The sequence below is a fragment of the Clostridium mucosae genome (assembly GCF_024622765.1).
Classification (GTDB): domain Bacteria; phylum Bacillota; class Clostridia; order Clostridiales; family Clostridiaceae; genus Clostridium.
In genome coordinates this window covers 485639-511690 of sequence record NZ_JANKAF010000001.1, presented here as the reverse complement: position 1 = coordinate 511690, position 26052 = coordinate 485639, and the positions used below count along the sequence as shown (strand labels likewise).

The 26052-nt window shown below is 26.5% G+C and carries 24 protein-coding genes and 1 riboswitch; of the genes, 6 read left to right on the top strand and 18 right to left on the bottom strand.

Going from position 1 to position 26052, the window contains the following annotated elements:
- Positions 1 to 120: 120 nt before the first annotated feature.
- The 14 genes from uvsE to NSA50_RS02575 form a co-directional block, all read right to left on the bottom strand.
- Positions 121 to 1095 carry a UV DNA damage repair endonuclease UvsE gene (gene uvsE, locus NSA50_RS02640; protein ID WP_257442734.1) on the bottom strand — a complete coding sequence of 325 codons (975 nt, stop codon included), beginning with the start codon at positions 1093 to 1095 and terminating at the stop codon, positions 121 to 123.
- 130 nt (positions 1096 to 1225) lie between these two features.
- On the bottom strand, positions 1226 to 1495 hold the full coding sequence (locus tag NSA50_RS02635) for a hypothetical protein (protein WP_257442732.1): 270 nt from the start codon (positions 1493 to 1495) through the stop codon (positions 1226 to 1228).
- A gap of 165 nt (positions 1496 to 1660) precedes the next feature.
- A complete protein-coding gene (locus NSA50_RS02630; protein ID WP_257442730.1) occupies positions 1661 to 2287 on the bottom strand; it encodes a plasmid pRiA4b ORF-3 family protein in 627 nt (208 codons plus the stop codon).
- A gap of 212 nt (positions 2288 to 2499) precedes the next feature.
- Entirely contained in the window at positions 2500 to 3489 is a 990-nt protein-coding gene (add, locus tag NSA50_RS02625; RefSeq protein WP_257442728.1) for an adenosine deaminase, read from the bottom strand.
- A gap of 149 nt (positions 3490 to 3638) precedes the next feature.
- A riboswitch (purine riboswitch) is annotated at positions 3639 to 3738 on the bottom strand.
- 197 nt (positions 3739 to 3935) lie between these two features.
- Positions 3936 to 5066 (bottom strand): DEAD/DEAH box helicase, encoded by a 1131-nt coding sequence (locus NSA50_RS02620; protein ID WP_257442726.1) that lies wholly within the window; start codon positions 5064 to 5066, stop codon positions 3936 to 3938.
- 187 nt (positions 5067 to 5253) lie between these two features.
- On the bottom strand, positions 5254 to 5652 hold the full coding sequence (locus NSA50_RS02615; protein ID WP_257442723.1) for a hypothetical protein: 399 nt from the start codon (positions 5650 to 5652) through the stop codon (positions 5254 to 5256).
- Positions 5653 to 5990: 338 nt separating this feature from the next.
- Positions 5991 to 6809, bottom strand: a complete 819-nt coding sequence (locus NSA50_RS02610; RefSeq protein WP_257442721.1) for an aldo/keto reductase — start codon at positions 6807 to 6809, stop codon at positions 5991 to 5993.
- Between the two features lie 281 nt (positions 6810 to 7090).
- Positions 7091 to 9325, bottom strand: a complete 2235-nt coding sequence (locus tag NSA50_RS02605) for a glycoside hydrolase family 127 protein (protein ID WP_257442719.1) — start codon at positions 9323 to 9325, stop codon at positions 7091 to 7093.
- Positions 9326 to 9473: 148 nt separating this feature from the next.
- Positions 9474 to 9728, bottom strand: coding sequence for a DUF6171 family protein (locus NSA50_RS02600; RefSeq protein WP_195265721.1), 255 nt, complete (start codon positions 9726 to 9728; stop codon positions 9474 to 9476).
- Between the two features lies 1 nt (position 9729).
- Entirely contained in the window at positions 9730 to 11205 is a 1476-nt protein-coding gene (locus NSA50_RS02595; RefSeq protein WP_195265723.1) for an alpha-N-arabinofuranosidase, read from the bottom strand.
- 116 nt (positions 11206 to 11321) lie between these two features.
- Complete coding sequence (araA, locus tag NSA50_RS02590; protein ID WP_257442714.1) at positions 11322 to 12815, bottom strand: L-arabinose isomerase; 1494 nt, start codon at positions 12813 to 12815, stop codon at positions 11322 to 11324.
- A gap of 119 nt (positions 12816 to 12934) precedes the next feature.
- Positions 12935 to 13630, bottom strand: coding sequence for an L-ribulose-5-phosphate 4-epimerase (locus tag NSA50_RS02585; protein ID WP_195265727.1), 696 nt, complete (start codon positions 13628 to 13630; stop codon positions 12935 to 12937).
- Positions 13631 to 13639: 9 nt separating this feature from the next.
- A complete protein-coding gene (locus NSA50_RS02580) occupies positions 13640 to 15298 on the bottom strand; it encodes a ribulokinase (RefSeq protein WP_257442710.1) in 1659 nt (552 codons plus the stop codon).
- Positions 15299 to 15531: 233 nt separating this feature from the next.
- Positions 15532 to 16611 (bottom strand): GntR family transcriptional regulator, encoded by a 1080-nt coding sequence (locus NSA50_RS02575; protein WP_195265731.1) that lies wholly within the window; start codon positions 16609 to 16611, stop codon positions 15532 to 15534.
- Positions 16612 to 16788: 177 nt separating this feature from the next.
- Here NSA50_RS02575 and NSA50_RS02570 point away from each other — a divergent pair, with 177 nt between their 5' ends.
- Positions 16789 to 17508 carry a LysM peptidoglycan-binding domain-containing protein gene (locus NSA50_RS02570; RefSeq protein WP_257442708.1) on the top strand — a complete coding sequence of 240 codons (720 nt, stop codon included), beginning with the start codon at positions 16789 to 16791 and terminating at the stop codon, positions 17506 to 17508.
- Positions 17509 to 17675: 167 nt separating this feature from the next.
- Here NSA50_RS02570 and hsp18 read toward each other — a convergent pair whose 3' ends face one another.
- The 4 genes from hsp18 to NSA50_RS02550 all read right to left on the bottom strand — a co-directional run bounded on the left by hsp18 (position 17676) and on the right by NSA50_RS02550 (position 21011).
- Positions 17676 to 18134 (bottom strand): heat shock protein Hsp18, encoded by a 459-nt coding sequence (hsp18, locus tag NSA50_RS02565; RefSeq protein WP_257442705.1) that lies wholly within the window; start codon positions 18132 to 18134, stop codon positions 17676 to 17678.
- A gap of 285 nt (positions 18135 to 18419) precedes the next feature.
- Positions 18420 to 19064, bottom strand: coding sequence for a transglutaminase-like domain-containing protein (locus NSA50_RS02560; RefSeq protein ID WP_458339755.1), 645 nt, complete (start codon positions 19062 to 19064; stop codon positions 18420 to 18422).
- Positions 19065 to 19099: 35 nt separating this feature from the next.
- Positions 19100 to 19870: a helix-turn-helix transcriptional regulator gene (locus NSA50_RS02555; RefSeq protein WP_195265737.1), complete on the bottom strand. Its 771-nt coding sequence runs from the start codon at positions 19868 to 19870 to the stop codon at positions 19100 to 19102.
- A 271-nt stretch (positions 19871 to 20141) separates the two neighbouring features.
- On the bottom strand, positions 20142 to 21011 hold the full coding sequence (locus NSA50_RS02550) for an AraC family transcriptional regulator (RefSeq protein WP_195265739.1): 870 nt from the start codon (positions 21009 to 21011) through the stop codon (positions 20142 to 20144).
- Positions 21012 to 21534: 523 nt separating this feature from the next.
- Here NSA50_RS02550 and NSA50_RS02545 point away from each other — a divergent pair.
- From NSA50_RS02545 to NSA50_RS02525, 5 genes are all read left to right on the top strand, one after another.
- Complete coding sequence (locus NSA50_RS02545) at positions 21535 to 22035, top strand: DUF2798 domain-containing protein (RefSeq protein ID WP_195265741.1); 501 nt, start codon at positions 21535 to 21537, stop codon at positions 22033 to 22035.
- 138 nt (positions 22036 to 22173) lie between these two features.
- The gene (locus NSA50_RS02540; protein ID WP_195265742.1) at positions 22174 to 23193 is read left to right on the top strand and encodes a polyamine aminopropyltransferase; all 1020 of its coding nucleotides are present in this window, start codon (positions 22174 to 22176) and stop codon (positions 23191 to 23193) included.
- A 209-nt stretch (positions 23194 to 23402) separates the two neighbouring features.
- Positions 23403 to 24254 carry a Cof-type HAD-IIB family hydrolase gene (locus tag NSA50_RS02535; RefSeq protein WP_257442693.1) on the top strand — a complete coding sequence of 284 codons (852 nt, stop codon included), beginning with the start codon at positions 23403 to 23405 and terminating at the stop codon, positions 24252 to 24254.
- Positions 24255 to 24321: 67 nt separating this feature from the next.
- On the top strand, positions 24322 to 25170 hold the full coding sequence (locus NSA50_RS02530; RefSeq protein ID WP_195265769.1) for a MurR/RpiR family transcriptional regulator: 849 nt from the start codon (positions 24322 to 24324) through the stop codon (positions 25168 to 25170).
- Positions 25171 to 25558: 388 nt separating this feature from the next.
- On the top strand, positions 25559 to 26044 hold the full coding sequence (locus tag NSA50_RS02525) for a C-GCAxxG-C-C family protein (protein ID WP_195430364.1): 486 nt from the start codon (positions 25559 to 25561) through the stop codon (positions 26042 to 26044).
- Positions 26045 to 26052: the final 8 nt, after the last annotated feature.

Sequence of the window (26052 nt, the reverse complement as noted above, 5' to 3'; positions counted from 1 at the left end):
CATATAAGATATATTAATAATATTATAAAAAAAATTAAAGATATTAAAATATTACTCACCCCCATTTATTAAATATGTTATTTACAATATAAATTTTTTTATATTGTAAGCTTATATAACTTATATCTTTAAAGTAGTTTCATCAATCCATTTATATTTAGGCTTAATTTCTCTTATATCATCAACTAATTTAAATAGAGCAACATCTTTTTCTTTACATTCTAACATTATATCTATATCTCTATCAAATAATTTTAAAATTTCTAGAAATTCCACAAAAGTATATGGATTAATAAAATCAGCATGCTTCTTATCAATTTTATCAATTAAAGTTGTATCTTTGGGAGATGAAAAATGCATCTTAGGTGGCAAGCTTTCATTATCCCAAGTTCTTAATATATCACCTAAAATATTTGCAATGTCATCACCATCATTATTACAATTATGATGATGAATATCTAAAACCATAGGTATATTTAATATTTTGCATAATTTTAAGGTTTCTTTAGCTGTATATGTTTTATCATCATTTTCTATAATTAATTTGTCTCTTAGATTTTTAGGAAATTCATTAAAGTTATTAATAAATCTATCTATTGCTGCTTCTTTTCCTCCAGTTGCTCCACCTACATGAATTACCATTTTACCTTGCTTATAATTCATGTCTTCAAACCACTCTACTTGTCTCATTAAGTTTATTAATGTATTTTGAACAACTTTAGTATTACTGCTATTTATAACATTAAATTCATCTGGATGAGTATCGACTCTCATATTAGAATCCTTTATCAGCTTCCCAACATATTCAAAATCTTTTTTTAATATTTCTCTATGTCCCCAATATCCAACTTCAGGATGAGTTACTAAAGGAATTAATGCTGATGTTATTCTATAAAAATGTATATTATTTTTTATGTTATATTTTAATAATTCTTGTAATGCATTTAAATTTGATAAAGCCACAGTTTTTAACTTTTCTAATCTCTTTTCTTCTGATGTAATTTTATTATAATTTGCAAAAGTAACAGTACTAGAGCTTGTTACCTTTTTGCCTAATATGTTTGAAATAGCAACATATCCAAGTCTTACTATCATAAGTATTCTCCTATCTAAGCATTATTTAAGAGTAGTATTCCCTGATAAAAAAATTACATTTATAAATTTAAAATATGCAAAATTTTATTCTCACTCGAACTATTATATTTAATTCTCTATTAGCTAATCTTTATTGAAATATAGATATTGTTGTACCAGTTAAATAAACTATAGCTAATATAGTTACACATATACCTAATATAAATTGCTCCTTAAATGATACTCTAGAGTATTTTTTATATTTAAATTTACCATTTATAACAGAAGAAATTCCTGAAAATAAAAGTATTATTTGAGGTATTATATTGAAGATGTCTTTATTAATTGTTGTTAAGATAAACAATATTAATATTATGATAATAAAAATAGTATTTAAAACATTATATATTTTTTCACTCATACATTCTCCTTTATATTTGTGTAATATTACCTTACACCTTATTTTACCATGTTAGTATTTGGTATATAAAGGATTATCTTTATATAAAAATTTTGTTTTAATATAAAAATACACTAAGAAGTAAACTTAGTGCATTTAATTAATTAATATAAAATTAGATTTAATTTAAAGATTATTTATTTCTTTCATAAGGATATTAACACTTTCAATATCAAAACCTTCTTTATAATTTTGTTTACTTGCCCATAAGGCTACATTTTCATAATCAGGATGGTTTTTGTCATTAATTACTTCTAAAAATTCCATATATTCTTCTATTCCTCCGATATCTTCAGGTGGACAATTTCCTTCTGCTTCAATGCATTTAGGATAATCATTTATATAATAATCTTCAATTATTTCTTCTACAATAATATCATGTTTCCAGTAATCGCCAAAATCGTATACATATTCAATTTTTTTACTTTTAGTTAAATAATAATCTACATTAACTTCACTACTAAGTTTAGGTTTAATTTTAAGCATATTCTTTATAAATCCATGAGGATCATTTTTTTCATTTAACTTTAATTTAGAATAAAGTTCATATTCAGATATTGCTTCTTTATCACAAGTAACTCTTAAATTTTCTTCTTTAATATTAAAATCATATAAATAACTATTTCTCCATCCCATGGAAATCTGAATTATATTATGCAATTTTTCAAAACTAATATTAGAAGGAACTATAACTCTTCTATATATCAATGGTTCACTATCTCTTAATTCTATTTTTATCTTATATGCTCTCATAATCTATATCCTTTTCCTATATTTTAAAAGTATCTTGGTATTTGAATCATTTATTCCTATAATACTTATTATATTAATATTTTGAGTAATTAATAGTTGATTATATTTCCAATTACATAAGTGAACATTATTGATTTTAACTTCAAATCAAATTAATAACTTCCTTAGTCTAATAATAAATGCCCAAGGGGTATATCCCCTTGGGCACTTAATTATATTGCTAAAAGCATTGCTTTTGTTTCATCATCACAAAAAGCCGCATTAACACTATTTATATAAATTTCTTTGTATTCATCTAGATTTACTTTAAATGTTTCAATTAATTTGCTTGTTTCTTCATTTAAATTTATATTAGAAACTGTTCTATTATCCGTACTAAGATTAACTTTAATATTATCTTTATGATATTTATATATAGGATGATCCTCATATGAATTTACAGCTTTTGTATCTACATTACTTTTGGGGCACATTTCTAATGTTATTCCATTTTCTTTTACTAGATTATATGCTTCTTCATCATTATATATAAATACTCCATGTCCTATTCTTTCCGCTCCTAAAAGATTTATGGAATCTCTTACATTTTTACCGAATCCAGTTTCTCCTGCATGGATTGTAATTCTAAATCCCTTTTCCTTTGCAATTTTCATTGCTTCTATATATTCATAAGCAAAATCTTCTTTTTCAGATGATGCTAAATCTATTGCTACAACACCTTTTCCAAGGTATTTTTCTCCTGCTCTTATAGATTCATATACATGATTTAAATCTAATCCTCTAATACAAGAAATTATTACATTACCTTTTATATCATACTTATTTTCAGCATCTTTTATGCCGTCTATAACACTTTCTATAATTTCTTCTAAAGCTAGTCCTTTTTTTGTATGAAATATTGGTGCAAACCTAACTTCTATATATTTAATATTTTCTTTTGCAGCATCTTCTAACAACTCATAAGATGCCCTTCTTAAATTTTCTTTTGTTTGCAGAACTTCATTAGGTAAATCAAACCTCTTTAAATATTCATCTAAAGAATTACAATCCTCTGCAATAGTTAATAAATTTTTAACGTAATCATAATCATAACTGTCTAATAGAATATTTTCTTTTTTAGCAAGCTCTATAACCGTTTCAACTCTTAAGCTACCATCTAAATGACAGTGAAGCTCTATTTTAGGTAAGTTATTAATATCCATAAAATTAGTCCTCCTTAAAATTCTTATATATGTAAAAAATAATCTTCTCAATATACAAACAAACTACTTTAGTTTTAGATTAAATCAACAATATATTATTAATTTAAATATATTTAGATATAAAAAAATTCTTGATTACGAAGAAATCACAAATAAAATGATTTCTTCGTAATCAAGAATTTTTGGCTCTTGGTAGAAACCCCTAAACCATATTATTAGGGTTATACGAAGGTATTTAATGTATCTTTATTTAAATTAATATTTATTTTAGCATATATACATGAATAGTCAACATAAAATTTTGATGTGTTATATCATAATATTGATATTGCTTATATTTAGTTAATAAATAAAAAAGAGCAGCCGCACAATTGAAAATACAAAATTTCACATTCTTCATTTTGCATTAGCTTGCTTTATGCGGCAGCCCCTTAATTAAGTAATTACTATTCTATATTTCCTCTATAAAGAATTCTTTCTGGAATGTTTATTTTAAAACTCTTTTCATGCATTTTAATTATTTTTTCTTCTTTATCATCAACTAAAGAAATTACTTCACCAGTTTCTCCTGCTCTTCCAACTCTACCTGCTCTATGTAGATAGTCTTTAGAATCTTCTGGGATATCAAAATTAACAACATGAGTTATTCCTTTTATATCTAAACCTCTAGCTGCTATATCAGAAGCAATTAAAACATTAATTTTACCTTTTCTAAAGTTCTCTAAAGCTCTTTTTCTATCTTCCATCTTTCCATTTCCACCAATAGCTGCTACTTTAACATTGTTAAATGATAAATATTCAACAGCTGTGTTAGTAGTATAACTATCATTATTAAATACTAAAACCTTTGGAGATTTTAAGGCATTTAAAAGTTTTCTTAAAGTTTCAACTTTCTTTCTACTATCAGTCTTTATGTAATTATGATTAATATTCTCATTAACTTTGTTATTCTTAACTGATACTACTTTTATGTCTTCTGCTAAAGTTTTAGCAATATCTAAAGTTTTACCATTTAATGTAGCTGAAAACATCATAACTTGAGTTAGCTTTGGTGTAACTTTTATTATATCTTTTACAGTAGGAAGATTATTTTTATCTAAAAGCTTATCTACTTCATCAATTACAATAGTTTTTATTGTGTGAGCAGTTACTTTCTTTTTCCTTATTAATTCTAATATTCTTCCTGATGATCCTACTAAAATATGTGGCTTTGCTTTTAAATTATCTATTTGTCTCTTTATATTAGCACTTCCAATTAAAGGTGTAGAAGTTATTTCTAAACCTGATGCTTTTTTTACTTCATTTATAGTATTATTTATTTGAATAGCTAATTCATGAGTTGGTGCTAATATTATACATTGCATTTCTTTTTTATTTATATCTATGTTTTCAATTATAGGTAAAAGATATGCTAGGGTTTTTCCTGTACCTGTCTCTGATTGCCCAATTAAATTTGTCTTTTCTAGGGCTAATGGAATAATTTTTTCTTGTATTTCAGTAGGTTCCTTTATTCCCATAGCATTTAATCCACTAATTATTTTTTCGTTTATTTTTAGATTTTCAAAACTCTTTTCCATAACTAATACCTCTTTCATTAAACTATATGCTTCTTAACTTTATCAGTAGTTTAGAAGATTGTCAAAATATATTACTATTTATAAGTTTAGATTTATACATTTTTATAAGTTTATATAACTCAATATTTTTATTTATTACAACGAAAAAATTCTATATTGTTTAACCAACATAGAATTTTTTATTTACTTATTTACTATTATATTTTCTTACTATTCTAGCAACTTTAGTTAAGTATTCATCGCAACTATTATCCTCATCCAATATTTTCATAACTTCTGAATAACTATATTTTCTTAAATCTCTTGCTCCTTCTTTTCCAAACTCTGGAGGACACAACTCTTCTATAACATCCTTAACAGATCCTAAACTTATATAACGTTTTAATATTAAATTTTTAATATTATCCTCTTCTTTATTTATTAAACTTTGATTTTTAAAATAATCTAATACAACATTAATTTCCTCAATATCTTTTGTAATTTCTATCTTTTTCTCATTAAATTTTACTATTTCTATATCTACCCTTTCTTTTTCCTTAATATTCTTCTTTAATAAATTATTGAACTTGGTATCTACATTGATCATTTTTATCTCTCCCATTCATATTATTACTATATGATATTCATTTAAGCCTATATGATATTCATTTAAGCCTATATAATATTCATTATATATAAACTTTTTAAAAACTTTAGTATATATTTCAAATAAAAGGCAAATCAAATTACAAATAATTCACTATATACCTATTTTAAAAATAAAGATATTAAGTCTATGTTGCTTTATTTATAAAATAGACTTCTACTTCATTAACTTTAACATTTTCTGATAGTAATAGTATGCTTGAATACATTTTCTCTATAGTATTTAATTTATTTTAATCATAATATATGAACACTTCTAACTAAACTCTTCTAAATATATTAAAAATCAAAGTTATCAGGATCAGCACCAGTTCTTAAATTTCTATTCATTCCATCTATTAATTTCATATCTTCACTTGTTAAGTCAAAATCAAATACATCTGCGTTTTCTTTTATTCTTGATTCATGCACTGATTTAGGGAAAACTACTATTCCTTTTTGTAATAACCATCTAATAATAACTTGAGCTGCTGACTTGTTGTATTTTTTACCTATTTCTATTATTTCTTTATCATCAAGGCACTCTCCTGAACCAAGTGGTGACCAAGCTTCAAAAACTATTCCTTTTTCCCTGCACATTTCTAAAATATCATAATCTTGCATTTGAGGATTAAACTCCATTTGATTTACTGCTGGAACAATTTCTGTATTATCTAGTAAATCTTGAAGGTGATGAGTTTTAAAGTTTGATACTCCAATAGCTTTTGCTCTACCACTTCTATAGATTTCTTCCATTATTTTATATGAAGGTATATATTCATTTTTAACTGGCCAATGTATTAAGTATAAATCTACATAATCTAAACCAAGTTTCTTTAAACTTAATTCAAAAGCTTCCATTACCTTATGATCTCTCATATCTTGATTCCATAGCTTTGTTGTTATAAACAACTCTTCTCTTGGAATTCCACTTTCTCTTATCGCTTCTCCTACAGCTTCTTCATTTTTATATACTGCTGCAGTATCAATATGTCTATATCCTGATTTTAATGCAGCAAGAACAGCTTCTTTAGTTTCAGGACCACTTTGCCAAACCCCTAATCCAAATTGATAAATTTCAGTGCCAGTATTCATTTTTATCTTACTATCTATATTCATTTTTGACCTCCTAGATACTTTATTAATGTATATTTATTATATATCTAATTTATAAAATTAGAAACTTTTGATAAAAAAGATATAATATTAAATTTACACATAAAAAATTAAATTAAAATTTAATTATATAGGATAGTATTAGTATATAGATATAAAAATATTAATAAAGCTATTCTCATATTTATAACCAGCATATTATGCTAGAGCATTAAAAGATAAAAATAGATAACAATATCTTGATGTATCATTCTTTACAAACTGATTCGACACTTCCTATTAACTTACATTCTTCCACTTGTTAGTCTAGCTGAAAATATCTTTCCCGTTGATAAATTTCCTCTTGCTTTTATTTTTATTTCTATTTTTTCTTTTATAATCTCCTTTGGAATATGGTAAAGGTAATATGATACACCATTCTTTTCTTCATTTTCAATAATTTCTTTTTCTAACAATTTATCTTCTAAATAAATATCAAATGACGTTTTATCTTGATTTAATTTATTTAAATATAAATATAGCTCATCTTCTAATCCTGCTTCTAATAAAAAGCTAAAATGTCCCTTATCTAGTGCTTCTCTATATCCCATGCTATATTCTAAAGAATAACCTGAAATTGAATTTTTAGTACTTAGTTTATGTTCTATTTCCATTTGCTGCTCGTTAAAATTAATTTTATCTATAGTTATACTTTCTAATAATTCATTATAGCTAAATAATCCTTTGTTTTCATATTCACTTTTAGTCATTTTAGTAAAGTAAATACTATATCTTTCATGGTGAATATCATAAAATGGCTTTAATTTCACAAAATTATTGATATTTCCATTATTAAAATTTAGTTTAAACTCTAAGCTTTGATCTTCTATTTTCGTAATATTTTCCAGAAGCTTATTATCTTCACTTATTATCATAGGTACATCTATACATTTATAGTGATTCAATTTTAAGTGATCTTCTAATATATCAGTTTCTGGGAAATTTTCTCTACCAAATGTTCCTGCTAAAACTAATGGTCCATACATAAAGCAAATTTTATTTTTATCTTCTCTTGATGTATAAATGTGCAAATTCATATTTAAATTAATATTTAAAACATCACCTTTTTTCCATAGCTTACTTATAGAAATGTATCCTTCCTCTTTTTTATAATTTATTTCATCATTATTAAGAGAAACTTTAATATCTCCATTTAACCAATAAGGAATTCTTATTTTTATTTCATACATTAAATCATTTGTTTCTTCTATTATAATCTTTGTTTTTTCTTCTTTCGGAAAATCTGTAATTTGCTTTATTTTTACATTTTTATCTTCTAATTCTATGTTAGAAGCAACAAATAAATTTATATATACGTTATTATCATCTACGTAATATATATTCCCTGTATACTTACCTGGGTTTTCCATGCCAGTTCCTGTACAACACCAAAAGGAGTTATCTGGTGAACAATAAACCTTAAAATGGCCTGGTTTTGTTGATACAAAGTATGTTTTCATTCCACTTATTGGATCTTGTGATGCAAGTATATGATTATATAATGCTTTTTCATAATAATCCATATATTTAGTGTCATGATTCCACTTATATAAATATTCTGTAAGTTTTAACATATTGTAAGTGTTACAAGTTTCAGCTGTTGTAACCCCTAAAGTTTCACTTCCTATTTTTCCAAAATGTTCATCTATGCTATTTCCTCCAATAACATATGACCTTTTACTTGTAACTATATTCCAAAAATATTCACTAGCTTTTCTATATTTTTCTTCTTTTGTAATATCATAAAGCTTTGCAATTCCAAGAATTTTAGGTATTTGAGTATTAGCATGTTTACCTTCAAGTTCATCTTTTTCATCTATAAGAGGATATATAATTTCCTTATCTATAAATCTTATTGCTAATTTTAAGTAATCCTCATTTTTAGTTATTTCATATAACTCTCCCATAACTTCGCACATTCCGCCATGCTCACAATAAAGCATTTTATCAAATTCTTCTTCTGTTAAATTGTCCAATCCTTTTTTTGCCCAATTTGATAACTTTATTAATATATCTAAGGCTTTTTTATTATTTGTTAGCTTATATGAATCTAAAAGACCTGCATAAATTTTATGGATACTATACCACGGAACCCAACTGCCACCTAAATCAAATCTTGTTACATTAAAATTCTTACTAAAAACCTTATCAAAGCAATCTTTCTTAAAACCACTTACATATCCACTCTTTTCTATATCTTGTAAATATCCTAGCTCATCTATTGCATAATCTAACTTTCTTTTAATTTTTTCATCTTCCGTTGCTACATACATATATGATAGTGCTGAAAGATAATGACCAAGTGAATGACCGCTTATTTCTCTTTCTTCCCAACCACCATATCTTTTATTTTTAGGCTCTAATCCAATTGCTTCATAACATGGTGCTAACAATCTATCAACATCTAAATAAAGTAAGTATTCCTTTCCCTTACTTTCTGATTCTTTAAATATTCCATTTAACAACTTTATTTTACTCATATATTAACCTCTCAACTTTTAATAGTTTTTAATATAAAAAATAATATCAATTCTTATACTTTTAGTACTTAAATTGATATTATTTTTTATTTCTTATTTCTAAAATATCTCTACTTTGCCTATTTCATATTTTTACAAGCCTACTATTTTACCAATATTTATTTTTGTTAGGACAATAATTCTTTTTAACAGCAGCTCTAATTTCAACGAAACATCCGCACAATTTACACATTCCATTTATTAATGAATCACATTCTTTGCATATATTTAATCTTCTTTTATACTCTTCTTCGCTAGCCTTAATATAATCATCTATTGCAGAAATATATTCTTTCATATGAACATATTCTTCTTTACTTAAAACTTCATCCATAAGACATCGTCTGCAAAATGTTTTACTCATATTATTCAATAATAAATCTCATAACGCTACATTTTGGAATTGTGAAGTTTAATCCTTTTTCTGTTACTATAAAATTATTAAATTCTTCAACATTAACTACATTTGGATTTTCAAATGTATTGCAAGCTGTCATTTCATTAGTTAATATATTTGCAGTAATATTTGTAGGTTTTTTACCTAATAATTCTGTTTCCACTTTATAATCATCAGTTATGGATAAGTTATTAATAGTAAATATTATTCTGCCATCTTTATCTATTGAAGCTGATTCATGTAAATTAGGTACTAAATTATCTTCTTCTAATCCTATTTCTTTAGTTTCAATATAACTTTCTAAAAGAGTTGCTTCTTGATGATCTTTATACATATTAAAGACGTGATATGTTGGTGTTAATACCATATTTTCGCCTTCTGTTAAAATAACAGATTGTAGTACATTTACAAGTTGAGCTATATTAGCCATTTTTACTCTTTTTGAATTTTTGTTGAAAATATTTAAGTTAATACCAGCAATAAGGGCATCTCTCATTGTATTTTGTTGATATAAAAATCCTGGATTAGTTCCTGGTTCAACATCATACCAACTCCCCCATTCATCTACAATTAAACCAACTCGTTCTTCTTTATCGTATTTATTCATTATATTTATATGATTTTTTATAAACTCATCTATTTTAAGAGTTTTTTTCAATGTTTTATACCAGGTTTCATTATCAAATTCTCTAGCGCTACCTTTATCAGACCATCCTCCAGGGAAAGTATAATAATGCAAACTTAAACCATCCATAAAATTGCCAGCTATTTTCATTACCTCTTCTGTCCAATTATAATTATTGTCATTTGGACCACAAGCTATTTTATATAATTTGTTTCCAGGATAATTTCTACAATAAGTTTGATATCTTCTATACATATTTGCATAGAAATCTGGAGTCATATTTCCACCACAACCCCAATTTTCATTTCCTACTCCAAAATATTTAACCTTCCAAGCTTCCTCATGTCCATTTTCTTTTCTAATATCAGCCATTGGAGATACACCATTAAAAGTTAGGTATTCTATCCATTCTGACATTTCTTGAACTGTACCACTACCTAAATTTCCATTTATATAGGGTTCACATTCAAGTTGCCTACATAGCTCCATAAATTCATGTGTTCCAAAACTATTGTCTTCAATTGTTCCACCCCAGTGAGTATTTATAAGTTTTTTTCTTTTTTCTTTTGGCCCAATTCCGTCCTTCCAGTGATACTCATCTGCAAAACAACCACCTGGCCATCTTAAAACTGGTATTTTCATTTCTTTTAAAGCTTGTACAACATCTGTTCTCATACCATTTGTATTAGGTATATCAGAGTTTTCTCCAACATATATTCCTTCATAAATGCATCTTCCTAAATGCTCAGAAAAATGTCCATATATCTCCTTATTTATTTTTGAAATCTTTTTGTCAGTATTTATTATATATTTAGCCATTTCCTCACCTTTTAGTTACCCTTTCTTGAATCGTATATTTTTATATTTATATTAATCTTAATTTTTACGTTAACTTTAAATTCATCTTGATTTTGAATTGTTTCAACATCAATTCATTATTTATTTAACATCCAATAAATGCTATTCCATTTCAATTCATTTGAGAAATCTCTTATATTAGTATTTTCCCCTATTACAACTGCTTCTAAGCCATACATATCTGCAAGATAACATAATGATTCTGCATCAACTACATATGAAAATGAAGTATGATGAGCTCCACCAGCTAGTATCCAAGCTTCAGCTCCAACTTTCAATGATGGCTCTGGAGTCCATAAAACTCTTGCAACAGGAAGGTTTGGTAAATCTTTTTCTACTTCCTTAGCATTTACTTCATTTATTATTAATCTCATTCTTCCGCCTAAATCTATTAATGAAGCACATACAGCTTTTCCTGATTGGCCACTAAATATAAGTCTAGCTGGATCATTTTTATCTCCAATTGATAAAGGTTTTACATCTATTTTTGGCTTGTTTGCAGCAACCGTTGGACAAACTTCTAGCATATGAGCACCTAATATCATTTCATTTCCTGGCTCAAAATGATAAGTATAGTCTTCCATAAATGATGTTCCAATATTATTTGACATTATCTTCATTAACCTTACTAATCCAGCAGTTTTCCAGTCCCCTTCTCCTCCAAATCCATATCCATCTTCCATGAGTCTTTGTACTGCAAGTCCAGGTAATTGTTCCATTCCATGTAGTACTTGGAAGTTGGTAGTAAACGCTGTATAATCGCCTTTTTCTAGGAATCTTCTTAATGCAACTTCAACCTTAGCTTGATATTTTATAGCATTTCTAACACTGCCTTCTACTTTTCCTTCTTCACAAAAATCATATTTTTCTTCATAAATCTTAATTAATTCTTCTACTTCATTAGAAGTAACCTTTTCTATTTCCTCAACTAAATCACCAATCCCAAAAGCATCACAAGTCCATCCAAGTTTTATTGCAGCTTCAACCTTATCCCCTTCAGTTACAGCAACATTTCTCATATTATCATCAAATCTTGCTATTTTTATATTTTGGCCTTCAACAAATGCAGCAGCAACAGACATCCACTTATTTATATCTTTATGAACTTCTTCATCTTGCCAATGTCCAACTATAACCTTTCTCTTGTTTCCCATTCTCGCATTTATAAATCCAAATTCTCTATCTCCATGTGCAGATTGATTCAAATTCATAAAATCCATATCCATAGTATCCCATGGTATATCTCTGTTAAATTGTGTGTGGAAGTGAAGTTGTGGTTTATTTAAGATTGATAAACCTCTAATCCACATTTTAGCTGGTGAAAATGTATGCATCCATGTAATTATTCCTGCACAATTTTCATCATTATTTGCTGCTAAGCAAACATCATATATTTCCTTAGCATTTCTAACTGTTGGCTTATAAATTATATTGTATTTAATGCTATCAACTTCATTTAATCCTTCTACAATTTTTTGAGAATCTACAGCAACTTGCTTTAATGTTTCTTCGCCATACAAATCTTGACTTCCTGTTACAAACCAAAAACTATATTCTTTAACTCTTAACATATTAACCCCTCCTAAATTCTACTTTAAATTAATTATTTTATGTCCTATTAAAATAGCTTAAAAACTTTTTAATTCAATCACTTGTTAATAAATACTTATCCATTTATCTATTGTGTTGACTACTTTTGTCCGTAGTATGCATTTTCACCATGTTTTCTAAAGTAATGCTTATCTTGAAGTTCCTTATTTATTGGAGTTACATGATTATTTAAGTTTTCAGTTATAAGTGCCATTTTAGCAATTTCCTCTAAGACTACTGAATTTGATACTGCTTTACTTGGAGTCTCTCCCCAAGAAAAAGGCCCATGACTTCCAACTATTATTCCTGGAATACTTAAAACTTCTATATTTCTTGATTCTAAAGTTTCAATTATTACAAATCCTGTATTTCTTTCATATTCAGTTTTTATTTCATTATTTGATAACATTCTAGTGCATGGAACTGATCCATAGAAAGTATCTGCATGAGTTGTTCCATATGAAGGAATATCTCTTTTTGCTTGTGCCCATGATGTTGCAAATGTGGAATGAGTATGAACTATCCCTCCTAAATTAGGAAACCTTTTATAAAGCTCTACATGAGTAATTGTATCTGATGAAGGTCTTAAATTTCCTTCAACTATATTTCCCTCTAAATCTACAACTACCATATCCTCTTCTTTCATTTTTTCATAGCTTACTCCACTTGGTTTTATAACAATTAATCCATTTTCTCTGTCGATTCCACTAACATTTCCCCATGTTAAAACAACTAAATTATTTTTAACTAAAGCTAAATTAGCTTCAAAAACTTCCTTTTTTAATGCTTCTAACATAGTTACCTCCTAAAGTTTTCTCATTTTCTTTAGATCTTTCATCACATCGTTTTCACCCCTGCCGAAGTAATCGTGTAATCTATCATAATGAGCGTAAATTTTCGAATAAATTTCTACATTTTCTGGTATAGGAGTTATTACTTCATCTAGTAATCTTGGAATTACTTTTGCTGCTTCATGTATTGAGTCAAATCCGCCATTTTCTTTCCCAGCTACAACTGCTCCAAACATAGCTGAGCCTAATGCTGGTGTTTGAGTGGATTTAGAAATTCTAATTGGAAGATTTGTTACATCAGCATAAATTTGAACTAACATTCTATTTTTTTGTGGTAATCCCCCACAAGTATATAGCTCATTTATTTCAACACCATATTCATTAAAAGTATCTACTATTTTTTTATGTCCATAAGCTGTTGATTCAATTAAGGCTCTATAAATTTCTTCTGGCTTCGTATTTAAATTTAAGCCTAATATAAATCCAGTTAAATCTGTATCAACTAAAACTGTTCTATTACCATTTAACCAATCTAAAGCTAAAAGACCTGAATCTCCTGGATTTAACTTTTCTGCTTTCATAGTTAAATATTGATGTATATTTAATCCTAGCTTGTCCGCTTCCTCTATATATGATTGTGGCACACAACTATTAACAAACCATGCAAAGATATCTCCTACAGCTGATTGTCCAGCTTCATATCCATAAAGACCTGGTATTATTCCATCTTCTACATAACCACAAATTCCTGGTACAACTACTTCTTTATCTGATAAAACCATACTACATGTTGAAGTTCCCATAATCATAACCATTTTTCCTGGCTCTGTAACTCCCATAGCTGGCACAGCAACATGAGCATCTACATTAGCTATTGCTATTGGCATTCCAGTCTTTAGTTTAAGTTTTTTAGCCATTTCTTCAGTTAACTCTCCTGCTCTTTCTCCTAAACTAGTAACTTCACAATCATATTTATCTTCAAATAAATTTTCTAATCTTGGATCTAATGCTTTTAAAAACTCTTTTCTTGGAAATCCTTCTTGCTTATGCCAAACTGCTTTATATCCAGCTGTGCAACTATTTCTGGTTTCTTTACCTGTAAGTTGCATTATTACCCAATCTGTAGCTTCTATGAATTTATCTGTTGCTTCATAAACCTTTGAATCTTCATTTAGCACTTGCCATACCTTTGGAATAAACCATTCAGATGATATCTTTCCTCCATATCGACTTATAAATTTTTCACCCATATTATTTGCTATTTCATTTAACTTATTTGCTTCATCTTGAGCTGCATGATGCTTCCATAGCTTAACATAAGCATGAGGATTACTTTTGAATTCATCCAAATAACAAAGAGGAGTTCCATCCTTTTTCATAGGTAATATTGTACATGCTGTAAAATCAATTCCAAGACCTATAATATCTTCTGCTTTTACACCTGATTTCTCAATTATCTTTGGAATAATGTATTCCAATACATCCATATAATCCTTTGGATGTTGCAAAGCCCAGAAAGGCTCTAATTTTTTACCACAAGGAAGTTTTTCTGTCATAACAATATGAGGATAAGTCATCATTTCTGAAACAACTTCTTCTCCTGTACTAACATTAAGTAGTAATGCTCTTGCAGATTCACTACCATAGTCAACTCCTATAGAATATTTACTCATAAATTCCCCTCCATTTTACATACAAAATATAAAACATTTAAAACACTACCCATCAGTACGTATAATTATATATTTATTATAAATGTTACGTACAATTAAATGATAGCAAATAAAATTTATATTGTAAACATTTAAAAGTAACATATTTTTGCATTTTTCAGAAAATTATATTTTAAATAAAAAAAGTATGTTTAACACTTTGTTAATACATACTTCTATTTATGATTCAATATTTATATTTTTCTGACACTATCCTTTTTAACTATTTCTGGATCATATATATAATTTGCTTTATCTTTTTCCTTGTTTATTAATGAAACTAGAATTTCTGCTGCTTTTTTTCCCATTTTTTCTTTAGGATGGTTTATAGTAGTTATACCATAATCTAATATTTCAGAAATAGTTTCGTCATTATCGTAACCTACAATGGATAAATCTTCTGGTATTTTTAAGCCTAGTTCTTTAGCCACTTTAATTACTTTTATGGCTGTTTTATCATTATAACATACAACTGCTGTTGGTCTATCCCCTCTACTTAATAGGTTCTTTGCAAAAGCATATACATAAAAATCTTCTTCGTAAGTTTTAAAATTCCCTATTATTGTACTATCAATTTCTATTTTATTTTTTTCTAATGCTTTTAAATAACCCTTTTTACGCTCTAACCCCTGTATATCATCTTCTTTAAAAATTCCAGCTATTTTTTTATGACCTAAATTAATTAAATAATCACAAAGTGTATAAGTTCCCTTTTTATCATCCATTATAACATAAGATTGGTTTTCCTTATCATATGTTGCATTTATCATAAGATAAGGTATATTGTTTTTATCTATTTCTGCGTAGTAATCTTCATTAGTATTTCCTAAGGCACTTGCTGTTGGTTCAATTATTGCTCCAGCAACATCATATTCTAATAGCTTTTTTAATTGCTCTCTTTCCTTAGCCTTTTCATTATTAGTATTTAACAATAATATATCATAACCATTTTCATTTAATGCTTCCTGAATACCTTTAATTAAATATGGGAATATATACTCAGATATATATGTAGTTATTACTATAACAAGCTTACTATGTGTCTTTTTTAATTTATCTAATTTTTTAGCATAAGCACCTTTGCTTTTTTCTCTATAAATATAGCCTTCTTTTTCTAGTTCTACTATAGATTGCCTTACTGTATGCCTACTTACAGAAAAAATTTGCCCAATTTCTTGTTCTGTTGGTAGCTTTTCATTTTCCTTTATTTCTCCTGATGATATTTTATCTTTATAAAATTCAAATATTTCAATGTATTTTATTTTTTTATCCATGCCTTAACTACCTTTCATATATTGTACATACAATTATATTATATTTTGAAAGTTAATTGCAATATATTATTTAATGTATAATTTTTTTGAATGAATATTTATTTATGTATTTAGTTTGAATATTATAAATTATTTTAGTTAATAATCAAGATAGATTATTAACGGGAGGCCAATATTTTGGAAAGAAAAAAACGAATACTAATTCTATCTCTTGTACTTTTTTTACCTACATGCTTGCTAGTTTATCAAATATATTCTAAATCTACACAACAAACAAAAGTTAATAGTAATTCTATTTTAAATTTAGAAACTGATGATAAATACACTTTAAATAATCCTCAAAGAATTAACTTTAAAAAAGCTGATACTGAAGTATCTTCAGATGATTATTTGCAACATCCAAATGATAATAGTAATAATGAAAATGGAGATACTAACCCAGCCGAAAAAGATACCATCCCATCAGACTCAACTAAACCATCATCAGGTGATACAGAAATAACCCAAAATGCTTTTAAGTCTATTTCAATAGATTCTTATAAATCAAATTTAACAACTTCTACATATAAAGTTCAATCTGGAGATACTATAAGTAAAATCCTAAGAACTTATGAAGGTACCTGTAACTATACGACTGGGGTTAAACATTTAAAGTTGCTTAACCCACAAGTAGATTTAGACAATCTAGAAATCGGTTCTTTTATTAACTTACCAGACAAAGCGCTTGCAAATGGAAGATTATATAAAGTTATAGCTGGAGACACTTGGTATAAACTAGCTAAAACAAACTATCCTGAATACAGGACCGATGATATTATAAAATTTTTAATATCTATTAATAATTTACCCAATTCTGATCTTCCACTCGGTGAAAATGTATTTTTACCTAATTTATAAAGTTTATTATTAAATCTGTAATTTAAATTTCATCTTACATATATGATCTGACTTCATAAGCTCATATCAATTTAATAAGCTCATATCAATTTAATAAAATCAAAAAAGTTCTATAAATAACTGTGGTTATTTTATAGAACTTTTTTGATTGTTAATTATAGTATATACTATTTAACTTCTATTTTCTTAATATTGGAAAGTTCTTTATTTAACTTATGTAAATTTATTTTAAGAACTCCATTATCAAAATTTGCATCTATCTTATCATCTTCAATATTATCTACATAAAAGCTTCTCTTGAATTCTCCGTAACTTCTTTCTTGCCTTACGTAATTATCCTTTTTATCTTCTACGAAACTGTTTCTCTTAGCAGAAATAGTTAAGTATCCATCACTATAATTTATATCAATATCTTTTTTATCAACTCCTGGTAAATCAGCTTCAATGATATACTCATTGTCTGTTTCTTTTAAGTCTACAGAAAAATTATTTTTCACTAGACCAAAAGGAGCAATACTAAATGAATTAAAGAAATCATCATTAAAGAAATTATTTACCATGTTTTCAAAATCATCTCCTTTTCTTTGTACATAATTATTTTTCTTCCAAGGAACCATTTCAAACATACTAAAAACCTCCTTTAATATTAAAATTATAGTTTGAAATTATTTTTATAGTAAATTAAATTTATTTACTATTTCTTTTTACAATTTAATTATAAAACTAAGGTCAAAGAAAGTCAAGGTTAGATTTGATTTTTATTGTTTAAAAATTCATTTATAGAAAATGAAAAGTATCTATTATTCTCTTGCTTGAAAATATAGATACTAATTAAATAAATTATAGTTCTTTAATTCTTAAAATTTCTAATTTTGATAATATTTCTATTCATCAAATGTCTTATAAAATTTTTATAAATAAACTTTTTTTATAGGACTAATTGCTTGATAATGCCTTTTTAAAAATTCATCTGGATTATCGAATATACCGAAATCTCTTACTATACCTTCCTTTTGTATATAGGTATCATTTTCATTCCAATAAATAATAGGATTTTTAAAATTATCTGTTGCAACTCCATATCCACAAAAAGAGTTTGTACAACTTGAAAATTTACTTTGTAGATTATTTAAATATTTTATATCCAAAATAAAGCCTTCTAAGTTATACCATTTAGAATTATAATAAACCTCAACCCAACTATGGACTATTTCTTTAGGTGCAAGCTCATAATAAAATCCCTCCATAGCTCCTTTTTGTAATGATTTGTCTATAGTAAAACCATGAATTCTACATTTAATACCTACAGCACGGAATAAAGCCATAAGTAAAATACCTTTTGTATTACATTGTCCATAACCATCTTCTAAAACTTTTGAAGCTGAGATAGCGTCATCTTCATTATATCCAAATTCAATATCATCCCTTACATAATTATATATTTTAAGAATTTTATCATAATCACTTAGCTTAATCCATTTTTCTTTTTCTATTAAACTACTTATACAACTTGCAGAAAAGTTTAAAAGTTTAGTTTCTTCTAAATATCTCATCATAAAATATAGCCTCCATTTCATTTATTAGCTATATTTTATTCTATTTTGCAATTATACACTTTCAAAAATACGCTATCTTTACGAATATTTTTAGCTGACATTCCCGTTAACTTCTTACTTGTATATGCAAAATGTGATGGGCTATCAAATCCTGATTTCATTGCTGCATCTGTTATATTCCCACTTTCCAATAAATACATGTAGGCTCTTTTCAATTTGCATAACACAATGTAGCTTTTAAGAGGTATTCCTACATTTTCCTTGAATAAATGAGATACTCTACTTTCAGATAATGAAACAATTTTAGAAAACTCTTCTAATGAGTTTATTTCATAATCATAATTATCCATAGCCTTTAATATCTCAATAATTCTATCATCGTACTTAATTCTTTCATTTACTTTTATTCCTAAGATACTAAATAGTAAAAAAGTAAATTCAATATATTTTTCCATATTCAAGTTTTTTATTACTTGTTGAAGTGTTTCTTGAAATAAAGTAACTTCTTCACAATCAAGAATATAATAATCTTCTTCAAACAAGTATTTACTTCTAAATTCTTGAGCAATATCCGATGTTGCATCTATAAGCATTGTAAAATGAATAATGTTATCTGAATAAAAACGATGTTCTACATCAGTATTTACAATTATACATTTGCAAGATATATTTTTTCCTTTTATATTTATATTTAAATTATCTTTATAACTCATAAATAATTGAAGCATATAATGTTTGTGTGATTCAGCATTAATTGAATTTGTAAAAGCTGATATATAGCTTTCTCCCATAAAAATATAATTCATAATAACTCTCCTAAAAAATTAAGTTATAAAATTCATTACTAATTATAAGATACGATTCCTTTAATTAGTCTTATAACTTAATTATATAAGAAGCTGTATTAAAATTCATTCTAAATACAATAAAAATAAGTATGCAAAACATTTTAATTTTATTTTGCATACTTATTTACATCAATTATAATTTTTATTTATTTTTACTCTTATATTATTTTAATTAACCATCTAATTGCATTAAATAAAAATCTAGACTCATTACCAATTTTAGTTTTTATTATTTTTTTATAACAGCCATCCAAACCTCTTGTTTATTGTCTTGCATATAGCATTCAATAACAGGAAGATTGGCTAGCTCATATCCTGAACTTGGAAGCCATTCAGTATAAATTTGTTTATAAATTTCTTCTATTCTAGCTGCTAAGTCCCCATTTGCTTCAAAAATTGCCCACGTTGCAGCTGGGTAAGAAAAATCTTTCATACCTTCAAGTACTGGAACGTATTCGCAGTCTGATGTATCAACGTGATTTGTTACACCTATAATATATTCCATGTATTCTGACTCTCCCCACTCTCCTCCTTGTGCAATTCCTAAAAATCCTGATGGCCTATATCCAGGAAAATTCTCTAAAAATCTCTTCATAGTGCCATCTTTCCAAGCATCTCCCCAAATATTAGGAACTACTTTGAAAGCTTCATCAGTTTTGACTTTCTTAGATATCCCCATTACTTTAAATGCAGGCCATTGTTCAATTTGATAATTCATATGATTTTCTCCTTTAATTTTTATTTTGAATGAAAGCTTCGGACAGGACTTTAATTGGACTGTTTCATTTCTAACCTTTGAAGGCAATACCCCATGAAAATTTTTAAAAGCTCGTGTAAATGCATCTTGAGATTCGTATCCATACTTTAAAGAAATATCAATTATTCTTGCTGAATTGTTTAATAAGTCAAAAGCCGCCATAGTTAACCTTCTATTTCTTATGTATTCAGATAACGGCTTGTCTGCTATATACGAAAACATTCTTTGAAAATTATAAACAGAACATCCTGCAATTTTAGAAATAATCTCATACGATATATCACCTGTAAGGTTTTCTTCTATATAGTTTATTGATTCATTTAATTTATCTACCCAATCCATAACCTCTCACCTCAAATTAATAATAAACTTTCTATAATCATTTTACTCGATATTTGATGCCGCATTTTGCAGACTAATCTTTATTATTTTAATCTACTAATTTCAATTAATTACATTTTATGTATATATAATATCACAATTATGTAAAATTTATCTATTGGCTATGAAAGAAATAAATAGTATTGTAAATATAAATAGTTCGACATTTTAAACTGTTTATTGATTTGAACATTTGTATTTAAATATTAAATTTATTAAAAACAACGTATCTGGCATTATGACTCAACTAAAAAAAGAAGACAATAAAAATTTTACCCAGAAGTATTATTGTAAATGATACCTATTATTTGACTTTTCACAAAAAAAAATATTATAATACAAAAATAATTAAATAGAACTTGAGATAACGACACATGTGGTGCTTTGCACGTAAATCTGATTACGGTACAAACAAATCATATGTGTCGTTTTTTTGCGTTCAAAAAATTAAAATATAATTTCATTAGAGGAAAGGATGGTATTTATGCCAACAACAAAATTACAAAAATTATTTTTTGCCTTTTTAACCGTAATAATAACGGTACATTTATTTGTGTTTTATAATCTTTCAATTGAAATGGGGGGAATGTCTAATCAAGTATTTATAGAATCTCGTAGTATAGTTTGGATTGAATTTATATTTGCAATCTTACTTGAAGTATTTATTGCAGGTCCACTTTCATTAAAATTAGCTTTTAGAGCTGTAAATCCACGAGAAGAAAAACCATATATAGTTAATACAGCAATTATATTTTCAACTGTATGTTTAATGTGTCCAATGATGTCATTTGTTTCAACACTTATGTTTAATGGCCTTAACGCAGAATTTTTTGCTAGATGGATGCAAAACATAGTAATCAACTTCCCGTTTGCAATCTTTACACAATTGTTTTTAGTACAACCATTTGTAAGATTTGTCTTTAGACTAGTTTTTAAAAATCAATTATCTATGAAAAAATCAGATTTAGCAAATGAACTTGCGTAAGCATAAAAATTTATAAATTGATGATATAAAGGCGAAGATAAATGGATATCCTCCATAAAATAAATAGCTGCGCAAGAAGTGCTTCTGCTTAGCAAAACTTAATTAATTCTTTCATGAAAAATATACTGGAGGTTCTAGATGATTAAATTTGAGAAAAATAAAGAATTAGACTTATCAATGAAAAATCTTATATTATCTATGGTAAACATGAATGATTATTTATCATCAATTTTAACTTATAATGAACAGATTCTTACTCCAAATAAGGAAAAAGAACTAATAAAAATATTGAAAAAATATAATCTTCCTTACAATAACTTAAAGTACGACTCAAGACAACTTACAGATAACCCTTATTATAAAAACATTAAACTTGATAATATTTATTCAGATACTGTAAGATATGAAAAAGCAACTATTAAGAAAAGAACTTTAATGAATATGGATTTCTATAAACCTCTAGGAAAATATCTATTTCATTATCATCCAATTGGGTATTTTGAAAGTGATATCCATTTGCCAGTATTAAAAGAAGGTGAAAGAGTATGGATGTCCCCTGCTATTAGTGAAATTGAAAGTATGGGAGATGGAATAGAAAAAGGCCATGGAAATTGTATGACTATGGGGCTTGGAATTGGAGTTTTACCATATCTTTGGTTACTTAAAGATGAAGTAGAAAGTGTAACAGTAGTTGAATTTAATAAAGATGTAATTGATTTATTTGAAAAGTATATAAGGCCACAATTTAATACTAATAAAAAACTAGAAATTATTCATGGTAATGCATTTGATTACTATAATGAAGCTTATCTTAATAAGTTTGATTATGTATATATAGACTTTTGGGAATCTACTGAAGATGGTTTAAAATCATATATTAAGTTAATGGAAAAGAAGATCAACATTTCTCATATAGATTACTGGATAGAAAATTCTATACTATGTGATGTGAAATATATAGTAGCTCCATATATTTGTGCAATTTATGAAGGTAAAAGTATATTTGACTTTATTTCCTCTTTGGATGAAGATTCAAGTAAAATTGCAAAGAAAGTAAATAAATATTTTAAAACAAGAAATGATGTAATAAAAACTGAAGATAAACTATTAAGTATAATTCACAGTAAAGAAGTTTTAAGAGATATACTTGCCATATAAAAATATCCTTAGCTAATATTAATAAATAGCTAAGGATATTTTATGTTCCCATATTTATTATTAAAAATTCAATAATGACAAAGTTATTTCATTTATTATTCTTTAATTTTATTATTTTTGATATAAATTACTCATTATTTAATTAATCGATTCCATTATAAGACCAGTATTAGTATAATTAAATAAAAAGAACTATGGAGGAAAGATAAATGAGTAATATAAAAGTTATTATTATGGATGTAGATGGTACATTAACTAATAGTAAAAAAGTAGTAACTGAAAGAACTAAAAATGCTTTAATTAAAGCGCAAGAAAAAGGAGCTATACTGGTTTTAGCATCAGGAAGACCTACATCTGGGTTAATGGACCTTGCTAAAGAATTAAAAATGAATGAAAATAATGGGCTTTTAGTTGCTTTTAACGGATCTAAGGTTATAGATTGTGAAACTAATGAAGTTTTATTTAATGAAACTATGAGTATTGAAGAAGGACAAGCTGTCCTTGAACATATGAAGAAATTTGATGTTAAACCTATGATTGATAAAGGTAATTATATGTATGTTAATGATGTTTTTAATAATGAAATAAACTATAAAGGTGCGCCTTTTAATATAATTCAATATGAATCTCGTGGCGGTAAATTTAAACTTTGTGAAAAAGATGATTTAGCTGCTTTTGCTGATTATCCGTTAAATAAAATTTTAACTGCTGGAGAGCCTGAATATCTTAAATCTCATTATAAAGAAATGATGGAACCTTTCAAAGAAACTTTAAACTGCATGTTCACAGCAGATTTCTACTTTGAATTTACTGCTAAAGGAATAGATAAAGCTAAAGCATTAGATTCTGTTTTAATTCCTAGAGGATATAAAAAGGAAGAAATGATTGCTTTTGCAGATGGACATAATGATGCCTCAATGGTTAAGTATGCAGGTATAGGAGTCGCTATGGAAAATGCTGTAGATGATTTAAAAGCTATAGCTGATGAAGTTACTTTATCTAATGAAGAAGATGGTATTGCATATACACTAAGTAAATATATTAAAGAAATAGAAGTTTAAGCTATAAATAATTTTAAGAAACTAAAACTTATTAAAATATTGTATAATGTTCATGAGGTGATTCTTCATGAACATTTTTAGTAAATTGACTAAATTAACTAACTTAACTGAAAATGAAAAAATACTAGTTAAATATATGCAAGATAATCCAGAAAGCTTTGTTAAAATGAGTGCTTCCGAAATTAGTGAAGCCTGCTTTATTTCTACTTCAACAATTTATAGGCTATGCCAAAAATTAGATTTTGTTGGATTATCAGAACTTAAAGTACAAGTCTCTTCTTCTATTAAGGAGTATTTAAAAGAAAAAAGCTCCATAGATTATAACTATCCTTTTAAAGAAAATGAAACTCAATATGAAATTGTTCTTAAAATGAAAGAACTTTACGAGCAAACTCTGTTATCATCATTAAACTTAATAGATCTTGAACAATTAAAATTAATTGCTCATGTTTTAAAAAAATCAAACTTTATAGATTTTTATACATCTGCTGGAAATATTTATTTTGCAGCAAACTTTAAATTTCAGATGCAAGAAATAGGAACTTTTATTAATGTTCCTCTAGAGGAATATCAACAGCTTTTAACAGCTTCAACTAGTGATGAAAACCACATTGCAATAATTGTATCCTTTGAAGGCAGAGGAATAATAGCAGAAAACATAGCAGAGATTTTAAAAAAGAACAAAACTCCAATTATTTTAATATCCTCTACAAATGAAAATCCTCTTACTAAATATGCAAATTATCAAGTATATTTAAGTTCAAATGAAAACCACTTTAATAAGATATCATCATTTTCAACTAGGCTATCTTTATTATATATTTTAGATTGTATTTATACATGCTATTTTAATATTGAATATGATAAAAATGTAAGCTTTAAACTTAATACATATAAAAAATTATCAAGAAAATAAAAAAGGACTGATTTATAATATCTCAGTCCTTATAGTGTTTAACCTACTTATTAATCTTGTTTAAGCAATTTTGTGAATTCATCTCAACTTTACATTTTATTATATATTCTTTGATGACTCTATTCATATTGAAAATGCTTCCTGTAATAAAAATTATTACAAATTTTTGTAAGTATAATTTTAACAATAATATTAATTATAGTTGGTATTTTTATTTATAAAAGTAAACTATCTTTTATTAATGGATTAGGAATATTCTTAAGTATAGTTGGTCTAATTTTAATAAATAAGAAATAATTAATTTGTATTTATTTCATTAAAATATAAATTTGTATTAAATTTCCTCATGATTTATAATAAAAGTGACTATATAAAATGGAGGTTTTGTATGAATATAAAAAAAGAGGTAAGCATAAGAAAAATATCAAAAGACGCTGAGGATTTATTTAGAGGAGGATTTTTCTGCTCTGAAGCACTAATAAGTTCCATACGTTCTAACTTTGAGCTAGATATACCTGAAGAAGTAATTGCAATGGCTTCAGGATTTCCTGTTGGAATCGGACGTTCTAAATGTATATGCGGAGCAGTTTCTGGTGGGGTTATGGCTTTAGGTTTATTCTTTGGTCGTACTAAACAAGGAGATTCTAAAGTAGAGAAAAATTTAGAATTATCAAAGGAATTACATGATTGGTTCAAAGAATCTAACGGCAAAAATTCTCTTTGCTGCCGTATATTAACTAAAGAATTCGATATGTCATCTGGGGCTCATAAAGAACAATGTATACAGTTTACAGGTATGGTTGCTGGAAAAGTTGCAGAAATAATAGTAAGAGAACTAAATCTAGTTAATACAGATTCTTTAGTTACAGTATAGGAGATAAA